General features: G+C 64.7%; 5 protein-coding genes, 3 rRNA genes and 3 pseudogenes. All 11 read left to right on the top strand.

Features of this window, described 5'->3' with window-relative positions:
• Positions 1-15: 15 nt before the first annotated feature.
• Positions 16-1,458, top strand: a pseudogene (argH, locus tag QQK29_RS16095) (argininosuccinate lyase).
• A gap of 68 nt (positions 1,459-1,526) precedes the next feature.
• Positions 1,527-2,135: a DNA-3-methyladenine glycosylase gene (locus QQK29_RS16090; protein ID WP_284301643.1), complete on the top strand. Its 609-nt coding sequence runs from the start codon at positions 1,527-1,529 to the stop codon at positions 2,133-2,135.
• Positions 2,136-2,187: 52 nt separating this feature from the next.
• Positions 2,188-3,150, top strand: coding sequence for a DUF817 domain-containing protein (locus tag QQK29_RS16085; RefSeq protein WP_284301642.1), 963 nt, complete (start codon positions 2,188-2,190; stop codon positions 3,148-3,150).
• Between the two features lie 4 nt (positions 3,151-3,154).
• Positions 3,155-4,464 (top strand): annotated as a pseudogene (gene tyrS, locus QQK29_RS16080) (tyrosine--tRNA ligase).
• Between the two features lie 541 nt (positions 4,465-5,005).
• A 16S ribosomal RNA gene (locus QQK29_RS16075) occupies positions 5,006-6,527 on the top strand.
• A 447-nt stretch (positions 6,528-6,974) separates the two neighbouring features.
• Positions 6,975-10,087 (top strand): 23S ribosomal RNA (locus tag QQK29_RS16070).
• Positions 10,088-10,198: 111 nt separating this feature from the next.
• A 5S ribosomal RNA gene (gene rrf, locus QQK29_RS16065) occupies positions 10,199-10,315 on the top strand.
• Together the 16S, 23S and 5S rRNA genes form the textbook arrangement of a ribosomal RNA operon.
• Positions 10,316-10,456: 141 nt before the next feature.
• Positions 10,457-11,659: a hypothetical protein gene (locus QQK29_RS16060; protein ID WP_284301641.1), complete on the top strand. Its 1,203-nt coding sequence runs from the start codon at positions 10,457-10,459 to the stop codon at positions 11,657-11,659.
• Positions 11,656-12,671, top strand: a pseudogene (locus tag QQK29_RS16055) (HAD-IIA family hydrolase). Before QQK29_RS16060 ends, QQK29_RS16055 begins: the two are co-directional and overlap by 4 nt.
• Position 12,672: 1 nt before the next feature.
• Positions 12,673-12,858: a hypothetical protein gene (locus QQK29_RS16050; protein WP_284301640.1), complete on the top strand. Its 186-nt coding sequence runs from the start codon at positions 12,673-12,675 to the stop codon at positions 12,856-12,858.
• Entirely contained in the window at positions 12,851-13,672 is an 822-nt protein-coding gene (locus tag QQK29_RS16045) for a TlyA family RNA methyltransferase (protein ID WP_284301639.1), read from the top strand. Before QQK29_RS16050 ends, QQK29_RS16045 begins: the two co-directional genes overlap by 8 nt.
• The last annotated feature ends 66 nt before the right edge of the window (positions 13,673-13,738 follow it).

Here is a 13,738-nt window from a genome sequence, read left to right as displayed (position 1 = left end):
GGAGACCTGAAGAACATGGCATCTGGCCACACGACCGACGGCGCGCAGGATCGGGCTGGCGGCGCCAGCCTCTGGGGCGGCCGCTTCGCGAGCGGTCCCTCGCCCGAGCTGCAGGCGCTGAGCCGCTCGACGCAGTTCGACTGGCAGCTGGCCCCCTACGACCTGCAGGGCTCACGTGCCCACGCGCGGGCGCTCGCGGCCGCGGGGTTCCTCAACGACGACGAGCTGCAGCGGATGCTCGAGGGGCTCGAGGTGATCGATCGCGGTGTGCGCGACGGCGTCATCCGTCCGCTTCCCGAAGACGAGGACGTGCACTTCGCCCTCGAGCGCGAGCTCGTCGCGACCGTCGGCGCCGAGCTCGGCGGCAAGCTGCGTGCGGGCCGCAGCCGCAACGACCAGATCGCGACGCTCATCCGGTTGTACCTGCTCGACCATGCCGCCCGCATCGGGCATCTGGTCGTGCAGCTCATCGACGCGCTCGCGGCGCAGGCCGAGGCGCACCTCGGCGCCGTGATGCCGGGCCGTACGCACCTGCAGCACGCGCAACCCGTGCTGTTGGCCCATCATCTGATGGCGCACGCCTGGCCCTCGTGCGTGATCTCGAGCGGCTGCGCGATTGGCGGGCGCGCGCCACCGAGTCGCCGTACGGCGCGGGTGCCGTCGCCGGGGAGCGCTCGGTCTCGACCCCGGGACGATCGCGGCCGAGCTCGGGCTCGCTCATCCGATGCCGAACTCGATCGACGCGACGGCCAGTCGGGATGTCGTGGCCGAGTTCGCCTACATCGCCGCGCAGCTGGGTGTCGACCTGTCGCGCCTCGCCGAGGACGTCATCATCTGGAACACCCGCGAGTTCGGGTTCGTGCGCCTGCACGACGGCTACTCGACGGGGTCGTCGATCATGCCGCAGAAGAAGAACCCCGACATCGCCGAGCTCGCGCGCGGCAAGTCGGGGCGCCTCATCGGCAACCTCACGGGACTGCTCGCGACCCTCAAGGGCCTGCCGCTCGCGTACAACCGCGACCTGCAGGAAGACAAGGAGCCGATCTTCGACTCGGTGCAGACTCTCGAGGTGCTGCTGCCCGCGTTCGCGGGCATGGTCGCGACTCTCGAGTTCGACACCGAGCGGATGGCCGAGCTCGCGCCGCAGGGGTTCTCGCTCGCGACGGATGTAGCCGACCACCTCGTGCGCCAGGGCGTGCCGTTCCGCGAGGCGCACGAGATCTCGGGCGCCCTCGTGCGGTTCTGCGAGGCGGAGGGTCTCGAGCTCCACGAGCCGAGCGATGAGCAGTACGCGGCGATCGACCCGCGCCTCACGCCCGAGGTGCGCGACGTGCTCACGGTCGAGGGCTCGCTCGCGAGCCGCTCGGGCGTGGGGGCACCGCCCCGGAGCGTGTCGCCGAGCAGCTCGCGACCCTCACCGCCCGTGTCGCCGCCCTCACGGCGGCCCCCGTGGGTTGAGCAGCGACGTGCCGCAGGCGCGTCGCGACCCCCGTGGGTTGAGCAGCGATGTGCCGCAGGCGCGTCGCGTGTCGAAACCCGCCCCCGCCCTCCTCGACCTCCTCACCCGCCCCGCCGACGAGGTGGCGCCCCTGCTCCTCGGCGCCCACCTCACGGGCCGCGGCGTCACCGTGCGCCTCACCGAGGTCGAGGCGTACCTCGGCGAAGCCGACCCCGGTTCGCACGCCTTCCGCGGGCTCACACCGCGCACCCGCACGATGTTCGGCGAGCCGGGCCACCTCTACGTCTACTTCAGCTACGGCATGCACGTGTGCGCCAACGTCGTCTGTTCGCCGGAAGGAACGGCGAGCGCCGTGCTGTTACGCGCCGGCGAGGTCGTCGACGGTCTCGAGCTCGCGCGGGAGCGGCGTCCCACCGCGAAGACGGATGCCGAGCTCGCTCGCGGCCCGGCGCACCTCACGAAGGCGCTCGGCATCGAGCTCGCCGACGACACGGCCGCCCTCGGTGGTGCCCCCTTCACGCTCGAACCACCACCGCATCCGACGCCGTTCGCCACCGGTCCGCGGGTCGGCGTCTCGGGCGACGGAGGCACGGATGCGTTCCCGCTGCGGTTCTGGATCCCCGGCGATCCGACCGTGTCGGTGTACCGGGCGCACACGCCCAAGAAGCACCGCTGAGATCGTCCGCTGGGCGGACGCGCGCTCGCACCGCATCCGCTGAACTGGAGTCATGGCGGGCTACACGGCGATCGAGCAGCGCATCGACCGCGCCGCGCACGCCCTCATCGATCGTGCCGAGCTGCGCGGGGCACGCGCCGGGCTCGTCGAGTTCGCGGTGTTCGTGGCGAAGCAGGCCTGGGCGTGCGTCTTCGGGTTCCTGCTGCTCGCGGTCATCGTCGCGGCGCGCCTCTGGTACCCCGACGATGCCTGGCTGGCCCGCAACGATGCGCTCACCCTCGCGGCGGTCGCCATCCAGGTGCTCATGCTCGCGACGCGGCTCGAGACGATCGGCGAACTGCGGGTCGTGCTGCTCTTCCATGTGGCAGGTACTGTCATGGAGCTTTTCAAGACGGCGGCGGGGTCGTGGCAGTACGACCCCGAGGGCCTGCTGCGGATCGGCGCCGTGCCGCTGTTCTCGGGCTTCATGTACGCGGCGGTCGGCTCGTACATGGTGCGCGTCTACCGGCTCTTCGACCTGCGCTTCGACCGCTACCCGCGCCGGTGGATGACCGCGCTCATCGCGGCGGGCGTCTACGTGAACTTCTTCGCGCACCACGTGCTGCCCGACGTGCGCTGGGCGCTCATCGCGCTCGTGCTCATCGCGTGGTGGCCCACCATGATGCGCGCGCGAGTGCTGCGCACGAGCATCGACCTGCCGATCCTGCTTCCCTTCGCGGGCGTCGCGGTCGTGATCTGGATCGCCGAGAACGTGAGCACCTGGGCGGGGGCGTGGAGCTACCCGGATCAGGTGCACGGATGGGAGCCTGTCTCGATCGCGAAGGTCGGGTCGTGGTTCCTGCTCATGATCGTCTCGGTCGTGCTCGTCACGTGGGTGTACCCGCCGCGCTTGTCGATCGAAAGCGCCGCGGATGACGTGGCGGATGCCGTCGAGGAGCCGACAGCGGGCGAGTCGCCCCGACCGCGCGAGCAGCGGCACGCGAGCCGAGCCTCGCGGGTGAAGACGGTAGCCTGACCGGGTGCCGGCAACATCCGAGATCCTCAACGCTCAGCGCAACGACCCCACGTTCCCCGATGTCTGGGAGGAGCTGAACTGGCGCGGGCTCGTGCACGTGTCGACCGACGCCGCCGAGCTCAAGAAGCTGCTCGCGGGACCGCCGATCGTGTACTACTGCGGCTTCGACCCGACGGCGCCGAGCCTGCACCTCGGCAACCTCGTGCAGATCCTCGTGCTGCGTCGCCTACAGCTCGCCGGGCATCGGCCGCTCGGCCTTGTCGGGGGCTCCACCGGGCTCATCGGCGACCCGCGTCCGAGCGCCGAGCGCACGCTCAACGAACGCGACACGGTCGCCGAATGGGTCGACCGCCTCCGGCGCCAGATCGAGCCGTTCCTGTCGTTCGAGGGTGATAACGCCGCGCGCATGGTCAACAACCTCGACTGGACCGCGCCGCTTTCCGCCATCGACTTCCTCCGCGAGATCGGCAAGCACTTCCGGGTCGGCACGATGCTCAAGAAGGACGCCGTCGCCGCGCGCCTCAACTCCGACGCGGGCATCAGCTACACCGAGTTCAGCTACCAGATCCTGCAGGGCATGGACTTCCTCGAGCTCTACCGGGCGTACGGATGCGTGCTGCAGACCGGCGGGTCGGACCAGTGGGGCAATCTCACGAGCGGCACCGATCTCATCCACCGTGTCGAGGGCACGAGTGTGCACGCGATCGGCACACCGCTCATCACCAACTCGGACGGCACCAAGTTCGGCAAGAGCGAGGGCAACGCGATCTGGCTCGACGCCGAGATGTGCAGCCCGTACCGCTTCTACCAGTTCTGGCTCAACACCGACGACGGCGACGTCATCGACCGGCTGAAGGTGTTCACCTTCCTGACCCGGGCTGAGATCGAGGCGCTCGACGAGCAGGTGCGGGCGGAGCCGTTCCGGCGAGAGGCGCAACGCACTCTCGCACGCGAGGTCACGACCCTCGTGCACGGGCCGCAGGCGACCGATGCCGTGATCGCCGCATCCCAGGCGCTCTTCGGGCAGGGCGACCTGACGAATCTCGACGCCGCGACACTTGCGGCGGCGGTGGCCGAGCTGCCCAACGCGCAGTTGCCGGCGAGCGCTCTCGTCGTGCAGGCGCTCGTCGACACCGAGCTCACCTCGAGCCTCTCCGAGGCGCGACGTGCCGTGGCGCAGGGGGCGTCTACCTCAACAACGTGAAGATCGACGACGAGGGCGCCACGCTCGAAGGTGCCGCTCTTGCCGGGGGTCGCGCCGTGCTCCGGCGGGGCAAGAAGACCCTCGCCGGCGTCGTGCTGACCCCGCAATAGGCGCGACACGCCCGGGATGCGGCCGGAATTTGGCGGTGCCGCCGAATCCACGTAATGTCTTACCTGTTCGCCCCAAAGGGAAGAGCGAAGCGGCCAGAAGGTTGAGTCAACCACCGGCCCCGCCCCCTCAAGCGGAGAACCAAACCCCATCTGAATCGGATCAAGCATCCGTGTGACCACATGGTCTAGGATGGGAATCCTCCTCTCGGAGACCGCGGTCGTCGATCGTAGCCCGGAGCTCAGGCTCCCGGCGCGTCGATTTGACAGACGGAACGGGAGGGCTAGGATGGAGAAGTTGCCCTGACGGCAAGCCGGAGACGGCGAGCATCAGGTGCGCCCGATCCTTGAGAACTCAACAGCGTGCACTATGTCAAATGCCAAAAACCTCGACGTTTGACCTTCGGGTCAGACTGAGATTCCTTTGGATTGACGGATTGTCAGTAGACGATCCTTTCAGTCAGATCAACTCGCTTGGTCGTCCGGTTTTCCCCGGATGGCCGGCAACGGTTCTGCCGAGCGTTCGCGCTCGTGCTACCAAACCTTTACGGAGAGTTTGATCCTGGCTCAGGATGAACGCTGGCGGCGTGTTTAACACATGCAAGTCGAACGGTGAACGAGGGAGCTTGCTCCTCCGGATCAGTGGCGAACGGGTGAGTAACACGTGAGTAACCTGCCCTTGACTCTGGGATAAGCGTTGGAAACGACGTCTAATACCGGATACGACCCTCGGAGGCATCTCCAGGGGTGGAAAGAACTTCGGTCAAGGATGGACTCGCGGCCTATCAGCTTGTTGGTGAGGTAACGGCTCACCAAGGCGACGACGGGTAGCCGGCCTGAGAGGGTGACCGGCCACACTGGGACTGAGACACGGCCCAGACTCCTACGGGAGGCAGCAGTGGGGAATATTGCACAATGGGCGAAAGCCTGATGCAGCAACGCCGCGTGAGGGACGACGGCCTTCGGGTTGTAAACCTCTTTTAGTAGGGAAGAAGCGAAAGTGACGGTACCTGCAGAAAAAGCACCGGCTAACTACGTGCCAGCAGCCGCGGTAATACGTAGGGTGCAAGCGTTATCCGGAATTATTGGGCGTAAAGAGCTCGTAGGCGGTTTGTCGCGTCTGCTGTGAAAACCCGAGGCTCAACCTCGGGCCTGCAGTGGGTACGGGCAGACTAGAGTGCGGTAGGGGAGATTGGAATTCCTGGTGTAGCGGTGGAATGCGCAGATATCAGGAGGAACACCGATGGCGAAGGCAGATCTCTGGGCCGTAACTGACGCTGAGGAGCGAAAGCATGGGGAGCGAACAGGATTAGATACCCTGGTAGTCCATGCCGTAAACGTTGGGCGCTAGATGTGGGGACCATTCCACGGTCTCCGTGTCGCAGCTAACGCATTAAGCGCCCCGCCTGGGGAGTACGGCCGCAAGGCTAAAACTCAAAGGAATTGACGGGGGCCCGCACAAGCGGCGGAGCATGCGGATTAATTCGATGCAACGCGAAGAACCTTACCAAGGCTTGACATATACGAGAACGCTCTAGAAATAGAGAACTCTTTGGACACTCGTATACAGGTGGTGCATGGTTGTCGTCAGCTCGTGTCGTGAGATGTTGGTTAAGTCCCGCAACGAGCGCAACCCTCGTTCTATGTTGCCAGCGGTTCGGCCGGGAACTCATAGGAGACTGCCGGGGTCAACTCGGAGGAAGGTGGGGATGACGTCAAATCATCATGCCCCTTATGTCTTGGGCTTCACGCATGCTACAATGGCCGGTACAAAGGGCTGCAATACCGTAAGGTGGAGCGAATCCCAAAAAGCCGGTCTCAGTTCGGATTGAGGTCTGCAACTCGACCTCATGAAGTCGGAGTCGCTAGTAATCGCAGATCAGCAACGCTGCGGTGAATACGTTCCCGGGCCTTGTACACACCGCCCGTCAAGTCATGAAAGTCGGTAACACCCGAAGCCGGTGGCCCAACCCTTGTGGAGGGAGCCGTCGAAGGTGGGATCGGTGATTAGGACTAAGTCGTAACAAGGTAGCCGTACCGGAAGGTGCGGCTGGATCACCTCCTTTCTAAGGAGCACTGCACACCTGTTCTTCGGAGCATGGTCGTGACAGAGCCGGATTCGAGCCGAATGTGCTCGACCGGAGCTCATGGGTGGAACATTGACATAGGCACCGAGTAGAACCTCGAGATCTCAGTACGTCGCTTGCGACAGGAACGGATCGGAAGCGGACGCTCGGTGCGTGCACGCTGTTGGGTCCTGAGGGACCGGGCCGGCGGTCTTCGGATCGCCGTGACGACCTCAGGACTCGATTCACGTTCGGCAGAGTTTCGAACGGGTTCGAGTACCGCCCGTCATTTGAGAACTACACAGTGGACGCGAGCATCTTAGAACGGGACCTTCGGGTTCCGATCTACAAGATGATCAAATAGGGACACTCTTCGGAGTGTCTCCGATAGATCATTGGTCAATCTGCCGCACGAAGGTGCGGCCGATCGATTCTAAAAACTCATGTAGTCAAGTTTCTAAGAGCAGACGGTGGATGCCTTGGCATCTGGAGCCGAAGAAGGACGTATGAATCTGCGATAAGCCTCGGGGAGCTGATAACAGAGCTTTGATCCGAGGATTTCCGAATGGGGAAACCCCGTCAGGCGTGGCAACACGACCTGATGACTCCCGCCTGAATATATAGGGCGGGTAGAGGGAACGTGGGGAAGTGAAACATCTCAGTACCCACAGGAAGAGAAAGCAACCGCGATTCCGTTAGTAGTGGCGAGCGAAACCGGAACAGGCCAAACCGATCATGTGTGATAGCCGGCAGGCGTTGCATGGTCGGGGTTGTGGGACCTTCACGTACTTCTGCCGAAGTACACGTCGACGTGCTCGATATAGGTGAACAGCATTGAAAGGCTGACCACAGAGGGTGCCAGTCCCGTAACCGAAATGTCGAGCAGAGGCGGAAGGGATCCCAAGTAGCACGGGGCCCGAGAAATCCCGTGTGAATCCGCCAGGACCACCTGGTAAGCCTAAATACTCCCAGATGACCGATAGCGGACAAGTACCGTGAGGGAAAGGTGAAAAGTACCCCGGGAGGGGAGTGAAATAGTACCTGAAACCGTCTGCTTACAAACCGTTGGAGGGGCCCTAGTAGCCCTGACAGCGTGCCTTTTGAAGAATGAGCCTGCGAGTTAGTGGTATGTGGCGAGGTTAACCCGTGAGGGGAAGCCGTAGCGAAAGCGAGTTCGAATAGAGCGATTCAGTCGCATGCCCTAGACCCGAAGCGAAGTGATCTATCCATGGCCAGGTTGAAGCGCGTGTAAGAGCGCGTGGAGGACCGAACCCACTTGGGTTGAAAACCGAGGGGATGAGCTGTGGATAGGGGTGAAAGGCCAATCAAACTTCGTGATAGCTGGTTCTCTCCGAAATGCATTTAGGTGCAGCGTTGCGTGTTTCTTGCCGGAGGTAGAGCTACTGGATGGCCGATGGGCCCTACAAGGTTACTGACGTCAGCCAAACTCCGAATGCCGGTAAGTGAGAGCGCAGCAGTGAGACGGTGGGGGATAAGCTTCATCGTCGAGAGGGAAACAACCCAGACTACCGACTAAGGCCCCTAAGCGTGTGCTAAGTGGGAAAGGATGTGGAGTTGCAGAGACAACCAGGAGGTTGGCTTAGAAGCAGCCACCCTTGAAAGAGTGCGTAATAGCTCACTGGTCAAGTGATTCCGCGCCGACAATGTAACGGGGCTCAAGCACACCGCCGAAGTCGTAGGATTCGCATTATAGGTAGGCCTTCGTGGTCCAGCCGTGCGGATCGGTAGGAGAGCGTCGTGTGGCGAGTGAAGCGGCGGGGTAACCCAGCCGTGGACGCCACACGAGTGAGAATGCAGGCATGAGTAGCGAAAGACGTGTGAGAAACACGTCCTCCGAAAGACCAAGGGTTCCAGGGTCAAGCTAATCTTCCCTGGGTAAGTCGGGACCTAAGGCGAGGCCGACAGGCGTAGTCGATGGACAACGGGTTGATATTCCCGTACCGGCGAAGAACCGCCCAAGCTAATCCAGTGGTGCTAAGAGTCCTAATCCGGCTGACGGATCCCTTCGGGGTGAAGCGGCCGGCCTAACGCTCGACCCCATGCTGGTGCGGCTAGCGTATTAACAGGTGTGACGCAGGAAGGTAGCCGAGCCAGGCGATGGTTGTCCTGGTGTAAGGATGTAGGGCGAGAGATAGGCAAATCCGTCTCTCACATAGCCTGAGATCTGACGCATACCCCTCACGGGGGAATTCGGTGATCCTATGCTGCCGAGAAAAGCATCGACGCGAGGTTCTAGCCGCCCGTACCCCAAACCGACTCAGGTGGTCAGGTAGAGAATACCAAGGAGATCGAGAGAATCGTGGTTAAGGAACTCGGCAAAATGCCCCCGTAACTTCGGGAGAAGGGGGCCTAAGGCGTGTACGGACTTGCTCCGGAAGCGCTGCAGGGCCGCAGAGACCAGTGGGAAGCGACTGTTTACTAAAAACACAGGTCCGTGCGAAGTCGCAAGACGATGTATACGGACTGACGCCTGCCCGGTGCTGGAAGGTTAAGAGGAAGGGTTAGCTTCGGCGAAGCTCTGAATTTAAGCCCCAGTAAACGGCGGTGGTAACTATAACCATCCTAAGGTAGCGAAATTCCTTGTCGGGTAAGTTCCGACCTGCACGAATGGCGTAACGACTTCCCAGCTGTCTCAACCGCGAACTCGGCGAAATTGCACTACGAGTAAAGATGCTCGTTACGCGCAGCAGGACGGAAAGACCCCGTGACCTTTACTACAGCTTGGTATTGGTGTTCGGTGTGGCTTGTGTAGGATAGGTGGGAGACTATGAAGCTGGCACGCTAGTGTCGGTGGAGTCGTTGTTGAAATACCACTCTGGTCACTCTGGATGTCTAACTACGAACCGTAATCCGGTTCTGGGACAGTGCCTGGTGGGTAGTTTAACTGGGGCGGTTGCCTCCCAAAAAGTAACGGAGGCGCCCAAAGGTTCCCTCAACCTGGTTGGCAATCAGGTGTCGAGTGTAAGTGCACAAGGGAGCTTGACTGTGAGAGTGACGGCTCGAGCAGGGACGAAAGTCGGGACTAGTGATCCGGCAGTGGCTTGTGGAAGCGCTGTCGCTCAACGGATAAAAGGTACCTCGGGGATAACAGGCTGATCTTGCCCAAGAGTCCATATCGACGGCATGGTTTGGCACCTCGATGTCGGCTCGTCGCATCCTGGGGCTGGAGTAGGTCCCAAGGGTTGGGCTGTTCGCCCATTAAAGCGGTACGCGAGCTGGGTTTAGAACGTCGTGAGACAGTTCGGTCCCTATCCGCTGCGCGCGTAGGAAATTTGAGAAGATCTATCCCTAGTACGAGAGGACCGGGATGGACGAACCTCTGGTGTGTCAGTTGTTCTGCCAAGAGCACCGCTGATTAGCTACGTTCGGAATGGATAACCGCTGAAAGCATCTAAGCGGGAAGCCAGCTTCAAGATGAGATTTCCATCCCTTAGGGGAGAGGCTCGCAGCTAGACTACTGCGTTGATAGGCCGGATGTGGAAGTGGGGACTAAAGACCCATGGAGCTGACCGGTACTAATAAGCCGATAACTTGACAACACATGAGTTCTTTGAATCGTGTTGCTTGCGTCCACTTTGTAGTTCCCGATTGACGGTCGGGAACTGCTTCGAACACTGTTCGAAGCACTTTGACTGAGAAATCAATAGTGTTTCGGCGGCCATAGCGTAGGGGAAACGCCCGGTTACATTCCGAACCCGGAAGCTAAGACCTACAGCGCCGATGGTACTGCGAGGGTGACCTCGTGGGAGAGTAGGACACCGCCGGACTTCTTTCGAGGAGGCCCACCCGTACACCGGGTGGGCCTTCGTCGTTTAAGCACCGCGGCGTCGAGGCGCTGCAATGCTGACGGAGCGAAGAGGGCGGCCGGATCGCCGGCGGGCCGTAGCATGAGCCGATCAGGGAGAACGATGGCTGAGGATGACAAGCGGCCGCGCGACGAGCGTGGTGGCGACGGAGCACGCGGCGACCGCGGAGCCTCGCGTGACTCTCGGAGGCCGTCTTCCGGTCAGGCCCGCGGCGGCAAGCCGCGATCCGGCGGTGTCAACGGCAAGCCCGGATCGGCTCGGTCCGACGGCGGCAAGCCCGCGTGGAAGAAGCGTGACGGCGATGCGCCGGGTAAGCCCGCGTGGAAGAAGCGTGATGACGAGGCCGGGAAGCCCGCGTGGAAGCGTGACGGCGACGCGCCGGGTAAGCCCCAGTGGAAGAAGCGCGACGACGCGGCCGGGAAGCCGGCGTGGAAGAAGCGCGACGACGCGAAGCCGGGAGCGCGTGCTGGCGGCCCTCGGCCGCCGCGCACCGATCGACCCCGCGACGACGACGCGCGTCCGCGGCACGACGACCCCGTCATCCCCGACGACGTCGCCGCGAATCAACTCGATCGCGCCGCACGCATCGAGTTGAAGACGCTCAGTAAAGACAACGCCGACTGGGTCGCGCGTCATCTCGTGATGGCGGGGCGGCTCATCGACACCGACGCGGCCCTCGCGCACCGTCACGCTCTCGCCGCCGCGCGCCGCGCGGGTCGAATCGGCGTCGTGCGTGAGACCACGGCGATCACGGCGTACGCGACGGGTGACTTCGCGCTCGCCCTCCGCGAGCTGCGCACCTACCGGCGCATCACCGGTCGCGACGATCAGCTGCCGCTCATGGTCGATTCCGAGCGAGGCGTCGGCCGACCCCAGCAGGCGCTCGAGCTGGGCCGTTCTGTGGATCGGGCCACCCTCGACCCCGCCGTGCAGGCTTCGCTTGCGATTGCCATGTCGGGTGCGCGCCTCGACCTGGGGCAGCCGGAGCTCGCGCTCACCGAGCTCGAGATTCCGCAACTGGACCCGGAGGTCGCCTTCTCCTACAGCCCGGCGCTGTTCGATGCCTACGCCACGGTGCTCGACGAACTCGGCCGCACGGCCGAGGCCGAGGAATGGTGGGAGCGGTCGGAGCGTGCCTCGGCGGCGCTCGACGAAGCGGCGGTTCCCGACGGTCAGGACACCGTCGAGGTGATCGAGGAGATTCTCGACGAGCCCGTCGAAGAAGCTGTGGCCGAGCCCGCCGACGAACCGGCCGCGGATCCCGCTGACCCGCCTTCGAGCGCAGCCGAAGGCACCGAGGCGTGAGCGGCGCCGTCGGCGCGGCCCCGCTCGATGGTGTCGACGTCGTACTCGCCGATCTCGACGGCGTCGTCTACGCGAGCCACGCCGCCATCCCGCACGCCGTGGAGGCGTTGAACGCCGCCGCCGCATCCGGTCGCCGGCTCGGCTACCTCACCAACAACGCGTCGCGCACCTCGGAGGCGGTCGCCGCCCAGCTGCGCGAACTCGGTCTCGCGGCCGACCCCGACGACGTCGTCTCGTCGCCTCAGGCTGCGGTCGTGCTGTTGCGCGACCTCGTGCCGGAGGGGGCGACCGTGCTCGTGGTCGGGGGCGCCGGGCTCATCGAGGCGGTCGCGGGCGCCGGGTTCCGCGTCACCCGCTCGGCGGATGAATCGCCGGCAGCGGTCGTGCAGGGGTTCGCCCCCGAGGTCGCCTGGACGGATCTCGCGGAGGCCGCCTTCGCGCTCAAGGGTGGCGAGGCCGGCATCCCGTGGGTCGCGACCAACACCGACTGGACGATCCCGCAGGCCCGCGGCACCGCCCCCGGCAACGGCACCCTCGTCTCGGCCGTGCACACCGCCGTCGGGCGCCTGCCGGTCGTGGCAGGCAAGCCCGAGCGCGCGCTCTTCGACGTGGCGACCGCGCGCTTCGGTGCGCAGCATCCGCTGTTCATCGGCGATCGCCTCGACACCGACATCCTGGGGCGCGGCGCGCCGGCATGCCGTCCGTGCTCGTGCTCACAGGAATCGACGGCCCGAAGCAGCTGCTGGCGGCGGCCGCCGACTCGCGCCCCGACTTCGTGCTCGCCGACCTCCGCGGGCTCGCCGAGCCCTATCCGCAGCTGGTCGACGAGACGGATGCGCGCGGTGACCGCCGCGTGCGGGTCGGCGATGCCGTCGTGCTGCACCGCGGCTCCGCGCTCCGGCTCGAGACACCCGGTTCGCCGATCAACCGCATCCGCGCCGCGGCGCACGCGGTGTGGGGCGCGGGCGTGCCGATCTACGCGCTCGACGTGGCGCCCGAACTATATTCGTGACGTGACCGATCAGGCATCCGAGAACCCGACGCCCGCGAGCTCCGACGACGAGCCGAGCGCCCTCGTGTCGCGGCTGCGCGTGATCGAAGACCAGCCGCTCGGCGATCGGGCCGATGCCCTCGCCCAGGTGCACGACGAGCTGCGGGCGCGGCTCGAATCGGGAGACGCGCCGCGCGCGCATGCCTGAGACCACGGCATCCGGCGCACGGCTCGACGCCGAACTCGTGCGTCGTGGTCTCGCGCGGTCGCGCGCTGTCGCGGTCGCCGCGATCACCGAAGGGCTCGTGACGGTCGACGGCGAACCCGCGCGCAAGCCCTCCCTGCAGGTGGGGCCCGATGCCGTGCTCGAGATCGCGGGTGCCGATCACTACGTAAGTCGCGGTGCCCACAAGCTCATCGCCGCCCTCGACGCCTTCGGCGTGGATCCGGCGGGCCGCGTCGCCCTCGACGCGGGAGCCTCGACCGGCGGGTTCACCCAGGTGCTGCTCGAGCGCGGCGCGGCTCGCGTGTTCGCCGTCGACGTCGGCCACGGCCAGCTCGTGTCGAAAATGCAGGAGAATCCGCGCGTGGCGAACCTGGAGGGCCTGAATCTGCGGCACCTGACGCGCGATTCTCCTGCATTTTCGACATACCGGGGTGAGCTCGAGGCCTCGGGGTGGCCGAGTCTCGTGGTGGGCGACCTGAGCTTCATCTCGCTCACCCACGTGCTCGAGCCCCTCATGCGCTTGGCGGACCCGGATGCCGAACTGTTGTTGCTCGTGAAGCCGCAGTTCGAGGTGGGCCGTGGCGGCGTGCGGGAGGGCATCGTGCGCGACCGCGCCCTGCGCCACGACGCCGCATCCACCGTGTTGTGGGCGGCCTGGGACCTGGGGCTCGGTGCTCGCGGCATCATCGACAGCCCGATCGCCGGCGGCAGCGGCAATCGGGAGTACCTCGTGCACCTTCGCCGTGGCGGGCCCGACCCCTCGACGCTCCGCGACGCCGTGACCGCGCTCGCCTGAGCCCCACCGGCATTCCGTCGGCATCCATCCCGCCGGTTGTGCATGAGCGCGGCGAGACGACGGGGG

Source organism: Homoserinibacter gongjuensis (assembly GCF_030161875.1).
GTDB classification, from domain to species: domain Bacteria; phylum Actinomycetota; class Actinomycetes; order Actinomycetales; family Microbacteriaceae; genus Homoserinibacter; species Homoserinibacter gongjuensis.
The sequence above is the reverse complement of the archived record's forward strand: the minus strand, read 5'-3'. Positions and strand labels throughout refer to the sequence as shown.

Coding starts and splice junctions, on each gene's coding strand:
- QQK29_RS16060 (WP_284301641.1), top strand. CDS start 10,457: ATGGCTGAGGATGACAAGCGGCCGCGCGACGAGCGTGGTGGCGACGGA.
- QQK29_RS16045 (WP_284301639.1), top strand. CDS start 12,851: ATGCCTGAGACCACGGCATCCGGCGCACGGCTCGACGCCGAACTCGTG.
- QQK29_RS16085 (WP_284301642.1), top strand. CDS start 2,188: ATGGCGGGCTACACGGCGATCGAGCAGCGCATCGACCGCGCCGCGCAC.